Source organism: Corallococcus sp. NCSPR001 (genome assembly GCF_017309135.1).
GTDB lineage: Bacteria > Myxococcota > Myxococcia > Myxococcales > Myxococcaceae > Corallococcus.
In genome coordinates, this window is sequence record NZ_JAFIMS010000002.1 from 5335923 (window position 1) to 5352317 (window position 16395).

A 16395-nucleotide genomic window follows, 5' to 3' on the forward strand; every position below is an offset into this window, starting at 1 on the left:
GTCCACCCCGAACCCCGGGGCGACCGGCTGGCGGTTCAGGGCCGGACGATAGCGTCCGCGGGCACGGAACGCGCGCCCTGTTCCACCGCGCGCTGCCGGGCGGACCGGGACAGGGCCAGCGCCAGCCCCGTCACCACCAGCACCAGGGGCACCGCGCAGACGAGGTCGATGGCGTAGTGGAAGCGCCCCGCCAGCGTCGCGAAGATGAGCCCCATGCCCGGGAAGAGCATCACCCAGAAGAAGCGCCGGGCGAACCGGAACGCATAGAAGAGCACCACCAGCATCACCCCGGTGTGCCCGGACGGGAAGCAGTCCCGGGTGTACACCGGCGTGCGCATCATGGACTCCAGGAGCGGCGTGAGGATCCACCCCTGCGTCGCCGGACTGTCGAACGCGCCAATGAGGAAGTACCGGGGCCCCACCGCGGGCACCAGCGAGTACGCCGCGTAGTTGAAGCCCAGGAGCAGGCCCAGCCCCAGGAGGTACTCGTCGAAGCCGGGAGTGGCCCCCCTGCCCCGGGCGTACAGGTAGACGCCCAGCAGCAGCGGCCAGATGAAGTGCCCGTAGTAGCAGAGCATCAGCACGTCGTTGGCCCAGGGCGGCACCACGTGCGCCAGCGCCACCGCGGCCTGGAAGCCGAACAGCTTCTGATCCACCGCGACGAGCTGCGCGTCCTTCAGCAGCGGGTTCATCCAGTCCACGATGGGACCCAGCCACCCGTGGGCCAGCGCCGACACCGGCAGGAGCCAGAAGTCCGCCACGATGGCGATGAGGTGGTGGCGCGGGAAGCGCGCCTCCAGCATGCGCATGGCCGGCAGGCCCAGCGCGAAGAAGAGGAAGAGGAGCGCGTTGCGGCCGGAGTGCGGCGCCCAGCGGGCCGGGCCCACGCACATCAGGGCGGCCACCGAGCAGGCCGCCATGAGGACGAGGTCCACCTGCCGGAAGCGCACGAGCGCTTCGTCCGATGACGTCACGAGGGGCCGCACGCGGCCTTCGCTGAATGACCAGATGCTCACGCCGATTTGCGCTCCCCCGGCGACTCGGCCGGCAGCTCGCCGGCCCCCCCGAGATTGAGGCTCCGCACCACCGCGCCCGTCTCCGGCGCCACCGCGGACCGCCGCCCCTTCCACCGCTCCAACAGCGCCAGCATCGCCGGGAAGAACACCGTCGTTCCCAGGAAGGTGCTCACGACCCCCAGTAGGGCAATCTGTCCGATGCTGCGCAAGCCCTGGTGGTTCGCCACGAGGAGCGCTCCGTAGCCCGCCGCGTTGGACAAGGTCGCCACCACCGCCGCGAAGCCGGTGTTGCGCACCACCCGGCCCAGCGACCCGGGGCCCTCTTCCTCGTACCGGTGGAACAGGTGCACCGAGTTGTCCACCGCGATGGCCAGCAGGTTGGGCAGCACCACCGCGTTGATGAAGTTGAGCTGGACGTCGAACAGGTACATGCCGCCCGCCAGGCACGTCATGCCCAGGAACAGCGGGCCCGCCACCAGCAGCGCGCGCTTGAAGCTGCGCAGGCTGGCGAGGATGACCAGGAACACCACCACCGCCGCGGACCAGAGGATGAACGGCCCGTCCCCGCGCACCAGGCTGAAGATGCGCGCGGCGATGCGGTTGCTGTCCAGCACCGCCAGGTCGATGCCCTTCTCCTTCGCCCCGGCGATCACCTCGTTCAGCTGCCCCGCCCAGCGGTTCAGGTCCTGGGTGTCGTAGTTGGACACGGACGGGAAGAGCAGGAGGAACATCCCCTTGCCGTCCAGCGCCTCGAAGCGGCGGCGCGCCTCCACCGGCAGCTGGTCCAGGCCGTAGGGCTTCGCGTCCACCATCTCCCGCAGGTCCTTCACGCGCGGGTCCTCTTGGGCGGACTTCGGCAGCCCGTCCAGCAGCGTCCGGATGCCGTCCATCTCCGCCTCGTGGCCCGCCACGTCGGAGGGCACCAGGTCGCTCAACGACGCGGTGCGAAGGAACACGGAGTTGGCGCCGTTCTTCGCCTTCACCTGGGCGATGACGGCCTCCACCTCGCGGACCTGCTCCAGCGTGTCCACGGCGAGGATGGCGGGGTTCAGCGGCGAGCCGATCTGCTCCGTGATGTGATCATCCAGCCGCGACGCCGGCGAGTCGCCCTTCAGGTTGCGCAGGTTGGTCTCGAAGCCCAGCCGGGGCGCGATGCCCACCGAGTACGCCGCGAAGCCCACCACCGACAGCGCCACCGCGACGATGACGCCCGTGGGCCAGCGCCGCCACTCCTTCGCCGGAGCCGGGGCCTGCTCGGCGTTCTGAGCCGCGGCGGGCGCGGAGGCCTGGGCGGCGGGCGCCGCGTCACGGCGGAACGGGCGGATGCGCTCCGCGATGGCGAGCAGCGACGGGCCCAGCGCGTACGCGGACAGCACCGCCATCAGCACGCCCACGCCCGCGAGCAGGCCGAACTGCTGGAAGGCGTGGAACTGCGCCAGCACCAGCACGAAGAAGGCCGCCGCGTTGGTGAAGGCGGACGTGAGCGCCCCGCTGAAGGTGCCGCGCACCGCCGCCGTGAGCGCCTCCTTCACGCCGTGCTGCTCGCGCTCCTCCCAGTAGCGCATGGCCAGGTGGACGCCGTACTCGATGCCCAGGCCGATGAGGATGGCGACGAGGAAGCCCGTCACGATGTTGAGGTGGCCGATGGCGCCCTGCGCGAACGCGAACGTCAGCACCAGCCCCACCATCACCGGCACGCCCACCACCGCCAGCGCGGAGATGCGCCGGGTGGCCAGCAGGATGAGGCCCACGGCGATGAGCGCGGACAACAGGCCCGCGTTGGACAGGTCGCGGCGCATCACCGCGTCCTCCTCGATGCGGTTCTGGAAGTTGCCCGTCGCCTCCAGCGTCACGCCCGGGTACTTCTCCGCCGCGAGCGTGCGGCCCGTGTCGAACACCGTGGCCACGAAGTTGCGCGCGAACTCCAGGTCCCCCGCCGTCCCCGACGGCTTGATCATCAGGTAGACCTCGGTGCCCTCCTTGTTCGCCAGCGTCTCCGGCAGCGCCGTGTCCGGGGTGTGCTTCCTGGCGATCTCCTCGAAGGTGGGCGGCGCCTCCTCCGTGCCCAGGTCCACGAAGAGGGGGCTCGCGCGCTCCTTCTCGTAGCGGACGCGGGCCTCCAGGTCCTGACGCAGGGAGGCGACCTCCGCCGTGGGTAGGAGAAGCAGGCCGTGGCGGCGGAAGAAGGCCACGTCATAGTGGTGCTCGACGTAGCGGACGGTCGGCAGGGCCTCCAGGCGCCGCTGGAACTCCGTGGCGTAGGCCTTCAGGGCCTCCGGGGCCGCCCCCTTGGCCATGATGACCAGGTAGCCGTCTCCACCCGCCTTCTCTGACACGCGTGTCAGATCCCGGACCTCCGGGGCACCCTCCGGGAGGAGCTCCACGAAGGACCCCCGGAACTCCAGCCGCGAGGCGAAGAAGCCCGCCGCGACCGTCACCAGGGCGACGGCGAGCAGCACCTGCCAGGGGCGCGACATCGCTGCCTGGATGAAGCCCTCGAACCACCGCTGCCGTCGTGCTTGAGACACCGTCTGCTCCTCTGATGCTGGCCGGCAAAGCAATAAGCCGGCCACGATCCAGGCCCCCGGAACAGACGGCCCCTCGGAACCCATTCCCCGTGTGAACCCATGTGTGCCCTGGGTGCGGAAGCATCCACTGGCGAACGAAGGCCCGGGGGCGCGGCGTGCCACCAATGCGGCATGACTGTCAAGGCGCGCCCTGACACGGATGCCCCACACCGGCTGCGATGGAACCGTCCCCGCCTTGACAGTGCGGATTTCCCTCTTTATTGACCCCCTCGCGTCGTACCCCTGGGTGTTCGCGCGGCCGGGCAATCCGAACTTGGAACGCGCCCTGCACATGGAAAGCGGCTCGGATCCACACCCCCCGACGCGTAAGAAAGACCACCATGAGCGACGTGTTCGACAAGTGCCGTACCTGGAAGGACTACCGCATCGCCAAGGCCACGGGGCTGTATCCGTACTTCCGGGCCATCGAGGCGTCGCACGGCGCCACGGAGGTGGAGATCGAGGGGCGGCGGGTCATCATGGTGGGCTCGAACAACTACCTGGGCCTGTCGGCGGATCCGCGCGTGAAGGAAGCGGCCATCAAGGCCACGGAGAAGTTCGGCACCACGTGCTCCGGTTCGCGCCTGCTCAACGGCACGCTGGCGCTGCATGAGGAGCTGGAGGCGCGGCTGGCGAAGTTCCTCAACCGCGAGGCGGCCATCGTCATCTCCACCGGGTTCCAGACGAACCTGGCGCTGGCGTCCATCCTGGGCCGGCACGACATCGTGTTCAGCGACCGCGCGAACCACGCGTCGCTGGTGGACGGCGTGCGCCTGTCGTTCGCGACCGAGCGCAAGTTCCGCCACAACGACATGGATCACCTGGAGCAGCTGCTCGCCGCGGCGGAGCCGGGCGCCGGGAAGATCATCGTCACGGACGGCGTGTTCTCCATGGAGGGCGACGTCTGCAACCTGCCCCGCATCGTGGAGCTGTCCAAGCAGTACAACGCCCGCGTGATGACGGACGACGCCCACGCCATGGGCGTGCTGGGCGAGCTGGGCCGGGGCACCTCCGAGTACTTCGGGCTGGAGAAGGACGTGGACCTGGTGATGGGCACGTTCTCCAAGAGCTTCGCGTCGCTGGGCGGCGTGCTCGCGGGCCCCTTCGAGGTCATCAACTACATCCGCCACAAGGCGCGCTCGGTCATCTTCTCCGCGTCCATGACGCCCGCGTCCATCGCGGCGGCGCTCAAGGCCACGGAGATCATCGAGGCGGAGCCGCAGCGCCGCGAGCGCCTGCTGGACATCGCGGAGAAGATGCACAACGGCTTCCGCGCCATGGGCTTCGACACGGGCGTGTCGGTGACGCCGGTGGTGCCGGTGCACATCGGCGACCAGGTGAAGTGCTTCCGCTTCTGGCGCGCGCTGCACGAGGCGGGCGTGTTCGCCAACCCCGTCATCCCGCCGGCGGTGGAGGCGGGCCACGCGCTCATCCGCACCAGCTACATGGCCACGCACACGGACGCGCAGCTGGATCAGGTGCTGGACACCTTCGAGAAGATCGGCCGCAAGCTCAACGTCATCCCGGAGACGCGCCCCACGGTGTACGAGCCGGTGAAGATCGCCCGGCCGGGCAGCGCGGTGCGCAGCAACAAGGCGAGCGAGACGTGGGCGGCGGGCAGCGCGGGCCTGCTCGCGGACAAGGGCTTCAGCCTGGAGCAGCTGTCGCGGATGTCGTCGCGGGAGATGGCCGGGAAGTTCTTCGACGCGGTGGAGCAGCTCACCTGGCGCGCGGCGAACCTGCAGCCGGAGGACCTGCGGCGGCTGGGCGGCGCGCCCAAGAAGCTGTGGGAGAAGCGCAGCGAGCTGGGCGGCGTGCTCCTGGAGAAGGGCGCGCAGCTCTTCATGCGCAACGGCAGCGACGGTTCCGACGGCAACCCGGCCGAAAGGAACTGAGCCCCACCCATGGCCCACCCCGCCCAGCACGAAGCATCCTCGCCCTCCGCCGCCATGCCCTCCGACGTGCAGGTGACCCCTGTGCGCGGCGCGGCGGACCGGACGGCGTTCATCCGGCTGCCGTACACGCTCTACCGTGACGACCCGAACTGGGTGCCGCCGCTGGAGATGGAGCGCCGCGACTTCCTGGACCCGAAGAAGAACCCCTTCTTCGACTACGCGGAGGTGGAGCTGTTCCTCGCGCGCCGCGGGCCGGACGTGGTGGGCCGGGTGGCGGCCATCAAGAACCCGCGCCACATGGAGTTCCACGGCACGAAGGAGGGCTTCTTCGGCCTCTTCGAGTGCGTGAACGACGCGGGCGTGGCCCGGGGCCTGCTGGACGCGGCCAGCGCGTGGCTGAAGGCGCGCGGCATCGACACCGTGCTGGGGCCGGCCAACTTCTCCTCCAACCAGGACTGGGGCCTGCTCGTGGAGGGCTACGAGAGCCCTCCCGCGCTGATGATGCCCTACAACCCGGCGTACTACGCGGGCCTGCTGGAGACGTGCGGCTTCACCAAGGCGAAGGACCTGTGGGCGTGGGAGCTGTCGTCCTCCACGCCTCCGCCGGAGAAGGTGGCGCGCATCGCGGAGAAGATCCGCCAGCGCGAGGGCGTCACCGTGCGCCCGGTGAACCTGAAGGACTTCCCCGCGGAGGTCGCGCGCATCAAGGAGATCTACAACGCGGCCTGGGAGAAGAACTGGGGCTTCATCCCGTTCACCGAGCGCGAGTTCGACCACATGGCCAAGGAGATGAAGGCCATCGTGCGTCCGGAGCTGTTGCTGATCGCCGAGGTGAAGGGCGAGCCCGTCGCCTTCTCCATGACGCTGCCGGACGCCAACGCGGCGTTCAAGGCGGCCAACGGGCGGCTCACGACGTTCGGCCTGCCCATTGGCCTGGTGAAGCTGGTGCTGGCGTCGCGCAAGCTCAAGCGGCTGCGCCTGCTCACGCTGGGCATCAAGGAGGGCTACCGGCGCCGCGGCCTGGACGCCATCCTCTACCTGGACACCCTGCGCACCGCGAAGGAGCTGGGGTACACGGGCGGGGAAATCTCCTGGACGCTGGAGGACAACCACCTGGTCAACCGCGCCATCGAGTCCATGGGCGGCCAGCGCTCCAAGACGTACCGCGTGTTCCAGCGGCCCGTCTGACGTCCTGAAACACCTCCGCCCGGGCGCTTTGGGCACCCGGGCGGAAGGAATCACCGCGAAGCTGTTCGAAGCGCCCTGCTCTACTTCGCCTGCGGCGCGGCGCCCGAACCCCCGGCAGCCGTCTCCTTCACGGAGGCCGCGCTGGTGTTGGCGTTCTCCTTCTCCAGTTGGGCGCGCTTGGACTTGAGCGTCGTCAGCAGGCCGTCAAAGCCCTTGGTGGAGAGGATCTTCTTGAACTGGCCGCTGTACGTGTCCACCAGCGACACCTCGTCGGTGATCACGTCGTAGATGCGCCAGTCGGCCTTGGGCGTGGCCTTGTAGAGGCGGTAATTCACCGGCACCTGGTCCGTCTTCACGGTGAGCTCCGTGTCGACCGTGGCCTCGTTCCCCTGCACGCTCTCCTTGCCGTACTTCACGTTTGCCTTCGCCTGGCCGATCGCCTTCTGGGCGTAAGAGGCGCGCAGCAGGCCCGTCATCGTCTCGGTGAAGTCCTTGCGCTGGGCCGCGGTGAGGCCCGCCCAGGCCTTCTCTCCCAGAGCGCGCTTGGCGAGCTCCTCGAAGTCCACGAAGGACTCCACGACGGTGGCCAGGGACTGCACGGAGGCGCCAGGGGCGTTGGCCGCCTTCTGCACGGCGGCGTTGCCGTTCTTCACCACGTTGAGCGGGCTCACGGGAGCGGCGGCGAGCAGCGTGGCGGCAAGCAGGGAAGCAATCATAGGGATGAAGCTCCGGGTTGAAGTTCAGGTGTCACGACACCTGTGAGGACTGGCAGCCTGAAAGGGTTATTCATCCGCCGTGGGGACGGCACCGGTGACGCGGGCGAGTGACGCCAATCCGACGCGCACGTCGTGCCAGCTCTTGCCGCGCTCGGCGGAGGCCTGGGCCAGCGCGGTGAAGGCGTCCACCAGTTCCCGCGTGTCGCCGGTGCCCAGGTCGAAGGCGGCGTAGGCGGCGGTGGCCCAGCGCTTCGCGTTCTTCTCCGCCTCCGTGAAGGACTTCGCCCGCGCGTAGGCCGCGGCGAGCTGGCTCTGCACCTGCGTCACCTCCAGCCGGATGCCCGCCTTGAGCGTCTGTTCCTGCGCGTGCATCTTGTCCAGCTCCGCGCGGGCCTGCTCCAGCTGCGCGTCCTTGATGGGGATGTCGAAGGTGCCCCGGATGACCAGGCCCAGGCCCGCGGTGCGGTCGTTGAACGGGTCGTACGCGAAGGGGCTGCGCTGGCGCGTGGCGCTGCTCGTCCAGCGCACGTCGTAGTAACCCGCGAGCCCCAGGTCCGGGTAGTAGCTGCGCTCGCGGATGATGACCTCCTGCTCGCGCGCGATGATGCCCGCGGCGATGGCCTTCAGCTCCGGGCGCCGCTCGTTGGCCAGCTTCAGCGAGCTCTCCAGGTCGGGCACGTTCACGTCGCCCTGGAGCGGCAGGTCCTCCTCCGCCACCTCCACCTGCTCGTCCGGGCCCGCGCTGGCGAGGAGCCGGATGGCGGTGAGCGCGAACTGCTCGCCCTGGATGGCGGTGGCGCGCTGCGACTCCACCAGCTGGCGGAAGTACCCCAGCTTGTAGGTGTCCAGCTTCGTCACCTGATCCGAGTCCTCCTTGAGGAGCGCGTCGATCTTGTCGCCCGCGTCCTTGAGGCGCTTGGACACGTCCTCCAGCTGCTTCAGCCCGGCCCGCGCCAGCTGGTAGCCGAAGTACGCCTGCGCGGCCTGGAAGCCGGCTTCCGCGCGCACGCGCTCACGCAGCGCCGCGCCCACCTTGGGGCCCTGCTCTCCGGCCTTCTCCAGCGCGGAGAGCTTGCCGAAGGTGTACAGCGGCAGCACCGCGTTACCGGTGGAGAACACCGTCACGCCCACCTTGCCGAAGTTCCAGTCGCCCTCCAGCGACGCCTCCGTGGTGGGCGGGCCGCCCAGGCCGTTGTTGCGCGCCTCGGGGACGGGGCCGCCCGCGCCCAGGGTGATCTCGAAGCGCGGGAACCAGGCCCAGCGGGCCTGATCATAAAGGGCCTGGAACTTGCGCAGCTCCGCGCTGGCCTCCGCCACGCGCGCGTCCTGCGTGCGCGCCCGCGCCACCAACTGGGCCAGGGTGATGGGCCCCTTTAGGAGCTTCGTGGCCTGGGCGGTGCCGGGGGCCTGGGCCTCCTCCGGGGCGCCCCGGGGCGTGCCAGGGGTGAGGTCGCCGCGCGCGCCGTCGCCCGAGCCGGGGGAGATGGGGGACGTGCCCAGGTCCTTCGCGCCCGGGGTGGCGGCGGGCGGCCTGGGCGTGCCGGTGGTGGCGCCCTGGGCGGCGTTGCCCGGCTCGGCGGCGGGGCCCGGGTTCACGGTGGAAGGGCTGGGCAAGGGCGCGCGCGTGCCCGGGGTGGGGTTGGCGGCGGACGAACCGGTGCCCGAGGGGCCGGGGGCCGGGGTGGTGCCGGGCGAGGGGGTGGGCACGGTGCCCGGAGACAGGCTGCCGGGCGAGGGAGACGCGGTCCCCGGCGCCCCTGTTCCAGGGGCATTCGAGGGGGCTGTCGTGGGCGAGATCTGCGCGCCCGCCACGCCACCGGTGAGCATCATTGCCACTGCGACGACCCTGCCGACTTCTCTGCCCATGCTGTGGTCCGCCTCGTGTGCGGCCGGGCATATCCGGAAGCCCGCGACGGCGCAGCATTTCTGTGCAGAGGGCGTAACAGTCGCGGACATTCCGTTCAGACAATGCTTTGTGGGCGCGGGCAGGGAACGCAGAATCCCGCGCCGGTTTCGACGCCTTCCTTCAAGGAAAACCCATGGCCTACACCGACCGCGTCAAGCAGATCCTCTCCTGGTATCCCTCCGACAACCCCGGCACGCTGACGAACCTGGCGCGCCTGCTGAACCACGGCACGCTCGCCGGCACGGGCAAGATGGTCATCCTGCCGGTGGATCAGGGCTTCGAGCACGGCCCCGCGCGCTCCTTCGGTCCCAACCCCGCGGGGTATGATCCGGACTACCACGCGCAGCTGGCCATCGAGTCCGGCTGCAACGCGTACGCGGCGCCGCTGGGCTTCCTGGAGGCCGTCGCGGGCAAGCTGGCCGGTGAGATTCCCCTCATCCTGAAGGTCAACAACTCCGACTCGCTGGCCAAGACGGCCGCGCCCATGTCCGCGGTGACGTCGTCCGTGAAGGACGCGGTGCGCCTGGGCTGCGCGGCGGTGGGCTACACCATCTACCCGGGCTCCGCGGCCCGTAACGAGCAGTACGAGGACCTGCGCGACATCATCGCGGAGGCCAAGTCCTACGGCCTGCCCACGGTGCTCTGGGCCTACCCGCGCGGCGCGCTGTCCAAGGAGGGCGAGACGGCCATCGACGTGGTGGCGTACGCGGCGCAGATCAGCGCGCAGATGGGCGCGCACGTCATCAAGGTGAAGCCGCCCTCGGACTTCCTGGAGCAGGCGGAGGCGAAGAAGGCCTTCGAGAAGGCGAACATCCCCACCAAGACGCTCGCGGACCGCGTGCGCGAGGTGGTGCGCTCCGCGTTCAACGGCAAGCGCATCGTCATCTTCTCCGGCGGCGAGGCGAAGGAGACGTCCGCCCTCATGGAGGACATCAAGCAGATCCACCAGGGCGGCGGCTTCGGCTCCATCATGGGCCGCAACGCCTTCCAGCGTCCGCACGCCGAGTCGCTCAAGCTGCTCAAGGACGTGATGAACGTCTTCGCGGGCAAGTAGTCCCCCGCGCGGTCATCCGTGGCGTGGCGTCCTTCCCGGCCCGAAGAGTCCGGGACGGGCGCCAGGCTTATGGGACCGTCTCGCCGTGAACGCTGGCAGGCTGGCAGGCCCTGGAGCGGCCGGCCCCCCATGCTCCTCCTCTGGCCTCCCCGAGGGGCTTCGATTACGCAACGGGGATGAATCACGGTTCCAGGATGTCCGGTGGGCATGGCGCGAACGCACCCGCGCTGGAGCCGGACGACGCCGAACGCGCGGCGGCCCAGGAGGTGCTCGCCGGAGGCGGTGAGATGGGCGCCCTGATGCGCTCCATGGACTGGGCCCGGACGCCGCTGGGTCCGGTGTCCTCCTGGCCGCGGTCCCTGCGCACCATCGCCAGCGTCTGCCTGAACTCGGGCTTCCCCATGATGGTGTTCTGGGGGCCGGACGCGGTGAAGCTCTACAACGACGCCTACAGCCGCATCCTGGGCGGCAAGCACCCCGCCGCCATGGGAAGGCCGGGACACGAGGTCTGGGCGGAGGTCTGGGATCAGATCGGCCCGTGGGTGGAGCAGGTCCGCCGCGAGGGCCGCGTCATCATGACGGAGAACCAGCGCCTCTTCGTCGAGCGCAACGGCTTCCTGGAGGAGACCTACTTCACCTTCTGCTACAGCCCCGTCCGCGACGAATCCGGGGCCGTCAACGGCGTGCTGGACACGGTGGTGGAGACCACCAGCCAGGTGCTGGACTCGCGCCGCCTGCGGACGCTGCAGGAGATGGCGACCCGCGCGGGCGGCAGCCTCCGGGTCCAGGACGCCGCCATGCACGGCATGGAGGCGCTCGCCACCAACCCCGAGGACCTCCCGTTCGCGCTGCTCTACCTCGTGGAGGCGGATGGCACCCGGGCGCGGCTGGCGGGGCGCATGGGCCTGGAGGGGGACGGCGCCTTCTGCCCCGGAGAGGTCGGCCTGGAGCCGGGCGCGGCCTCCCCCTGGCCCCTGGCCCAGGTGATCCGCTCCGGGCATGCCGAGCAGGTCCAGGGACTGGAAGCCCGCTTCGGTCCCCTCCCCCTGCGGGACGGCGTGCCGCAGCCGGGCTCCGCGCTCGCGCTGCCCATGGTCCGCCCCGGCGAGTCGAATCCCCTGGGCGTGCTCGTGCTGGGCATGTCCCCGCGGGTGCCCGCGGACGCGTCGTATCTGTCGTTCCTGGAGCTGGCCGCCAGCGGCCTGGGCGCGGCCATCTCCGGGGCCCGCGCGCACGAGGACGCCCGGCGGCAGGCGGAGGCGCTGGCGGAGCTGGACCGGGCGAAGACGGCCTTCTTCTCCAACGTCAGCCATGAGTTCCGCACGCCGCTGACGCTGATGCTGGGGCCGCTGGGGGACGTGCTCTTGGACGTGGAGCACCCGCTGGCGCCCGAGCACCGCGAGCAGCTGCTGCTCGCGCAGCGCAACAGCCAGCGGTTGCAGAAGCTGGTGAACAGCCTGCTCGACTTCAGCCGCCTGGAGGCGGGCCGCTTGCGGGCCACCTTCGAGCCCCTGGACCTGGGCACGCTGACCGCGGGGCTCGCGAGCGCGTTCGACTCGCTGGTGACGCGGGCGGGGCTGCGGCTCCAGGTGGACTGCCCTGCCCTGTCCACCCCCGTCTGGGTGGACCGCGATCTCTGGGAGAAGGTGGTCCTCAACCTCCTCTCCAACGCCTTCAAGTTCACCTTCCAGGGCACGCTCACCGTCCGGCTCCGCGAAGAGGACGGCCGCGTGGAGCTGACCGTCAGCGACACGGGGACGGGCATCCCCGAGCACGAGCTGCCCCTCGTCTTCGACCGCTTCCACCGGGTGGCGGGCGCGCGGGGCCGCAGCCATGAAGGCAGCGGCATTGGACTGGCGCTCGTGCGGGAGCTGGTGGAGCTGCACGGCGGCCAGGTCTCCGTGGAGAGCACGCCCGGCCAGGGCAGCACCTTCACCTTGTCCCTGCCCACCGGCACGGCGCACCTGCCGCCCGAGCAGCTGCGGGCCCCCTCGCGGGAGGCCGCCCGGGCCCCGAATCCGGAGGTCTTCGTCGAGGAGGCGGCGCTGTGGCTTTCGGACACGGAGGAAGCGCCCGTGCCCGCGCCCGTCCCGGAGGCGCCGCCGGGAGTCGTGCGGGGGCAGGTGCTCGTGGCGGACGACAACGCGGACATGCGCGACTACGTGCGGCGGTCGCTGGAGGGGCGCTTCCGGGTGACGACCGTGGCGGACGGCCACGCCGCGCTGGCCCTGGCCCGGCAGCACCCGCCGGACGTGGTGCTGTCGGACGTGATGATGCCGGGGCTGGACGGCTTCGGGCTCCTGCGCGCGCTGAAGTTGGATCCGCGCACGGCGCACGTCCCCGTCATCCTCCTGTCCGCGCGCGCGGGCGAGGAGGCGAAGGTCGAGGGCCTCACCGCCGGCGCGGACGACTACCTGGTGAAGCCCTTCGGCGTGCGCGAGCTGGTGGCCCGCCTGGAGGGAACGGTGAACGCCGCGCGGGCGCGGGCCCAGCGCGAGGAGCTGCTCCAGGCGCTCAAGCTGTCGGAGACGCGCTACCGGCTGGCCACCCGGGCCACGAAGGACGCCGTGTGGGACCTGGACCTGAGCACCGAGCAGCTCACCTGGAGCGAGGGCATCCACACGCTCTTCGGCTACCCGCCCGGCACGGTGCCCACGGACCTGGACTGGTGGACGGACGCCGTCCACCCCGAGGACCGCCAGCAGGCCGTCGAGAGCCTCCACGCCATCGCGGAAGCGCCCGAAGGCAGCGACTGGCGCGCCCAGTACCGCTTCCGCAAGGCGGACGGCACCTATGCCCAGGTGGAGGACCGGGGCTGGGTGGTGCGGGATGCCGCCGGCACGGCGCTGCGCATGGTGGGCGCCATGCAGGACGTCACCCTGCGCAAGACGGCGGAGGACGCCCTGCGCCGCAGCGAGGAGGAGTTCCGCACGCTCGCGGAGGCGCTGCCGGAGGCCGTCTTCGTCACCGCCCCGGATGGCTCGGTCACCTACGTGAACGGCGTGCTGACGGAGGAGACCGGCGTGAGCGCGCGGACGCTGCTGGACCGGGGCTACCGGCAGGTCATCCATCCGGACGACCTGGGAGCCAGCGGCAAGGCCTGGGTGGAGGCCCTGACGCGCGGCGACCGCTACGAGGCCGAGCACCGGGTGCGCTACCGCGACGGCCTGTACCGTTGGCACCTGGTGCGCGCCCTGCCCGTGAAGGACGCGGAGGGCCGGATCATCAAGTGGGTGGGCACCTCCATGGACGTCCACGAGCTGCGCCAGGCCCAGGCCCAGCAGCAGCAGCGCGCGGACTTCGAACAGCAGCTCATCGGCATCGTGAGCCACGACCTGCGCAACCCCGTGAGCGCCATCCTCCTGGGCGCCGCCAGCCTGATGCGCCGCGAGGAGCTGGACGAGCGCAGCACCAAGGCCGTCAGCCGGATCCAATCCGCCGCGGAGCGGGCCCACCGGATGATCCGCGACCTGCTCGACTTCACCCAGGCGCGCCTGGGCGGCGGGCTGCACATCCAGCGGCGCGCGGCGGACCTGCACGAAGTCGTGGACGGCGTGCTGGAGGAGATTGAAGCCACGCACCCGGACCGGGAGATCCACCGCCGCCGCAGTGGCAGCGGCCTGGGAAGGTGGGATCCGGACCGGGTGGGGCAGCTGGCCCAGAACCTGGTGACCAACGCGCTGAAGTACAGCCCCCGGGACACCGTCGTCCGCGTGGAGACCCACGGCGAGGCGGACGCCGTGACGCTGTCCATCCACAACGCGGGGGCCCCCATCCCCCCGGAGCGGATGGGCCGCCTCTTCCAACCGTTGCAGCGCGCCAGCGGCGAGGTGGACCACAGCAGCCGGAGCATCGGCCTGGGGCTCTACATCGTGAAACAACTGGTGGAGGCCCACCGGGGCGTCATCACCGTGGAGTCCACCGCCGAGGCGGGGACCACCTTCACCGTTCGGCTGCCCCGCGACGTCCCGGCGAACCCGTAGCCAGGACGCCGGGGCGCGGGCCCTCCGGCGGAGGCCACCCCAAAAGCAAAAGGCCCGCGAGATTTCTCTCGCGGGCCTCTCTCACTTCAGTGTGGAGCTAACCGGGATCGAACCGGTGACCTCTTGAATGCCATTCAAGCGCTCTCCCAGCTGAGCTATAGCCCCTTCTTTGCTGCGTGCTGCCCGGTCCGCCGTGGGGGGCGGTCCGTGCCGTGAGGCGGGGCGACTTCTATGGCTTCTTCGTTCCGGACGCCACAACTTTTTGCGGCTTCGCGACGGTTTTTACCTTCAAACGATCCGCCACCTCTTCTCCTTCCCGCAGCAGGTCGGTGAGGGACGCGGCGTGGTCCGCCGCCGCCTTCTCCGCCGCCGCGATGTTCTGGAGCAGCCGGCCGAAGTTCGCGGGCAGCTCCAGCCGGCCTGCCTGGACGGCCTGCCAGACGGCCTCGCCCAGCTCGCGGTGGGTCTGCTCCTTTTTGTCCTTGAGGAAGGCCGCCTTGCCGTTGGCCCGCGCCAGCTCCGTGTTGCGCTCGACGGCCTCCCGCAGCTTGGCCAGCTTGGCCTCGGCCGCCTGGAAGGCTTCGTTGATCTGCCGCATCACTTCCGTCTGCTTCGGATCTGCCGCCACGGCTGTCACCCTCGGGAGAGGAGAAGGTCGTTCGTGCGTAACGTGGCGGCTCGGCGACTGTCAACCCGCCTTGCGGACCAGCCGGGCGGCGAAGAAGCCCCCGCCGGGGACCCGGGGCGGCAGGGCGCGCAGGTAGGGGCCGTCCACGCCCACCAGGAGCTCCGCGGGCCAACCCTCCCCCACCGGCTCCAGGGCGAAGCCCGGGTGCTTCTTCAGGAAGCCCTCCACCACCGCGTCGTTCTCCTCCGGCAGCACGGAGCACGTGGCGTAGACGATGCGCGCGCCGGGCTTCACCTGCGCGGCCACCTCCGCGAGCAGCTGGGACTGCGTGGCCTGGAACTCGGTGATGGCCTTCGCGGACAGCTTCCACTTCTGATCCGGCTCGCGCGCCAGGGACCCCGTGCCGCTGCACGGCGCATCCACCAGCACCACGTCCACGTCCCCCAGCGGCACCGGGTGCGGGAACGCCACCTGCTTCAGGCCGAACTCGCGCACGCGGTCGCGCGCGTCGGAGAGCCGCCGCTTGGAGCGGTCCCCCGCGAGCACCTTCCCCTTCGCGCCCACCAGGTCCGCGAGCCCCAGCGTCTTGCCGCCGGCCCCCGCGCACACGTCCGCCACCGTCAGCCCCGCCAGGGTCGCCCCGGGAGGCAGGCACGCCAGGACGATGAGCTGACTGCCCACGTCCTGCACCTGGAGCCGCCGGGCCTTCATCGTCCGGGACTCGAAGATGCGGTGGCTGGAGTCGGAGACCCGCAGCGCGTCCGGAGCGCACGGCACCGCCTCCGCCGCCACGCCCTCCTCCGCCAGCGCCGCGAGCACCGCGTCGCGAGTGCCCGGGGGCCGCGCGCGGAAGTGCAGCGACGGCTCCTCGTCCAGGGACGCCATCAGCCCCGCGAGCGTTCCTTCCGGATACACCTGCGCCAGCCGCTGCGTGAGCCAGCCCGGGAACGAGTACCGGGTGGCCAGCCGCTCGACGATGGCCTCCGCGCCCTCCGCCGCGGCGGGCTCGGCCAGGGGCTTCGTCGCCAGCCCCTCCAGCACCGCGTCATGCAGCGTGCGCGGCCGCACCGGCCCCGGCAGCTTCACCTCCGGACCAATGCGCGACCAGCCCTCACCACAGAAGAGCCTGCGCCAGAGCGTGTAGCGGACCAGCGCCTGATCCTCCGTGAGCGCGTGCTTGCCCGGGGAGTGTCCCAACTGCCGCGCCGCCAGATCCAACAGCCGCGTGTGCCGGGACAGCTCGCGCGCCGCCAGGGCCACGAAGCGCCGCTCCTGTCCGCCCAGCCCCTCCGCCTCCCGCAGCGCGGTGGCGAGCGCGGCCTTCAGCGGCTCGCCCTTGAGGACGGCGATGTGCGTCTCCACCGCCGCGGTGGCCGCGCGCCGGGACGGACGCCCCAGACGTGACGGCTCATGCGGCGTGGGCCAGAGGGGAATGTCCACGG

At 70.9% G+C, this 16395-nt stretch carries 10 protein-coding genes and 1 tRNA gene; 4 read left to right on the forward strand and 7 right to left on the reverse strand.

Annotation, left to right across the window (positions count from 1 at the left end):
* Positions 1-35: 35 nt before the first annotated feature.
* Together JYJ93_RS23540 and JYJ93_RS23545 are read right to left on the reverse strand one after the other, a co-directional pair.
* A complete protein-coding gene (locus JYJ93_RS23540; protein WP_206794851.1) occupies positions 36-1016 on the reverse strand; it encodes a phosphatase PAP2 family protein in 981 nt (326 codons plus the stop codon).
* Positions 1013-3493, reverse strand: coding sequence for an MMPL family transporter (locus JYJ93_RS23545; RefSeq protein WP_206800430.1), 2481 nt, complete (start codon positions 3491-3493; stop codon positions 1013-1015). Before JYJ93_RS23545 ends, JYJ93_RS23540 begins: the two co-directional genes overlap by 4 nt.
* Before the next feature lie 431 nt (positions 3494-3924).
* Here JYJ93_RS23545 and JYJ93_RS23550 point away from each other — a divergent pair, with 431 nt between their 5' ends.
* Together JYJ93_RS23550 and JYJ93_RS23555 are read left to right on the forward strand one after the other, a co-directional pair.
* Complete coding sequence (locus JYJ93_RS23550) at positions 3925-5478, forward strand: aminotransferase class I/II-fold pyridoxal phosphate-dependent enzyme (RefSeq protein ID WP_206794852.1); 1554 nt, start codon at positions 3925-3927, stop codon at positions 5476-5478.
* 9 nt (positions 5479-5487) lie between these two features.
* On the forward strand, positions 5488-6666 hold the full coding sequence (locus JYJ93_RS23555; protein ID WP_206794854.1) for an N-acetyltransferase: 1179 nt from the start codon (positions 5488-5490) through the stop codon (positions 6664-6666).
* A gap of 80 nt (positions 6667-6746) precedes the next feature.
* Here JYJ93_RS23555 and JYJ93_RS23560 read toward each other — a convergent pair whose 3' ends face one another.
* Together JYJ93_RS23560 and JYJ93_RS23565 are read right to left on the reverse strand one after the other, a co-directional pair.
* Positions 6747-7382 (reverse strand): ABC transporter substrate-binding protein, encoded by a 636-nt coding sequence (locus JYJ93_RS23560; RefSeq protein ID WP_206794856.1) that lies wholly within the window; start codon positions 7380-7382, stop codon positions 6747-6749.
* A gap of 66 nt (positions 7383-7448) precedes the next feature.
* Positions 7449-9248 carry a TolC family protein gene (locus JYJ93_RS23565; protein WP_206794858.1) on the reverse strand — a complete coding sequence of 600 codons (1800 nt, stop codon included), beginning with the start codon at positions 9246-9248 and terminating at the stop codon, positions 7449-7451.
* A 173-nt stretch (positions 9249-9421) separates the two neighbouring features.
* Here JYJ93_RS23565 and JYJ93_RS23570 point away from each other — a divergent pair, with 173 nt between their 5' ends.
* Together JYJ93_RS23570 and JYJ93_RS23575 are read left to right on the forward strand one after the other, a co-directional pair.
* Positions 9422-10342, forward strand: a complete 921-nt coding sequence (locus tag JYJ93_RS23570; RefSeq protein WP_206794860.1) for a class I fructose-bisphosphate aldolase — start codon at positions 9422-9424, stop codon at positions 10340-10342.
* Positions 10343-10536: 194 nt separating this feature from the next.
* Positions 10537-14325: an ATP-binding protein gene (locus JYJ93_RS23575; protein ID WP_242543905.1), complete on the forward strand. Its 3789-nt coding sequence runs from the start codon at positions 10537-10539 to the stop codon at positions 14323-14325.
* 92 nt (positions 14326-14417) lie between these two features.
* On the opposite strand, the gene JYJ93_RS23580 is transcribed toward JYJ93_RS23575, so the two are convergent.
* From JYJ93_RS23580 to JYJ93_RS23590, 3 genes are all read right to left on the reverse strand, one after another.
* Positions 14418-14490: transfer RNA gene (locus JYJ93_RS23580), tRNA-Ala, on the reverse strand.
* 64 nt (positions 14491-14554) lie between these two features.
* Complete coding sequence (locus tag JYJ93_RS23585) at positions 14555-14953, reverse strand: hypothetical protein (protein WP_206794863.1); 399 nt, start codon at positions 14951-14953, stop codon at positions 14555-14557.
* Positions 14954-15013: 60 nt separating this feature from the next.
* On the reverse strand, positions 15014-16393 hold the full coding sequence (locus JYJ93_RS23590; RefSeq protein ID WP_269012415.1) for an RsmB/NOP family class I SAM-dependent RNA methyltransferase: 1380 nt from the start codon (positions 16391-16393) through the stop codon (positions 15014-15016).
* Positions 16394-16395 lie beyond the last annotated feature (2 nt).

Coding starts and splice junctions, on each gene's coding strand:
- JYJ93_RS23545 (WP_206800430.1), bottom strand. CDS start 3,493: ATGTCGCGCCCCTGGCAGGTGCTGCTCGCCGTCGCCCTGGTGACGGTC.
- JYJ93_RS23550 (WP_206794852.1), top strand. CDS start 3,925: ATGAGCGACGTGTTCGACAAGTGCCGTACCTGGAAGGACTACCGCATC.
- JYJ93_RS23555 (WP_206794854.1), top strand. CDS start 5,488: ATGGCCCACCCCGCCCAGCACGAAGCATCCTCGCCCTCCGCCGCCATG.
- JYJ93_RS23560 (WP_206794856.1), bottom strand. CDS start 7,382: ATGATTGCTTCCCTGCTTGCCGCCACGCTGCTCGCCGCCGCTCCCGTG.
- JYJ93_RS23565 (WP_206794858.1), bottom strand. CDS start 9,248: ATGGGCAGAGAAGTCGGCAGGGTCGTCGCAGTGGCAATGATGCTCACC.
- JYJ93_RS23570 (WP_206794860.1), top strand. CDS start 9,422: ATGGCCTACACCGACCGCGTCAAGCAGATCCTCTCCTGGTATCCCTCC.
- JYJ93_RS23575 (WP_242543905.1), top strand. CDS start 10,537: ATGTCCGGTGGGCATGGCGCGAACGCACCCGCGCTGGAGCCGGACGAC.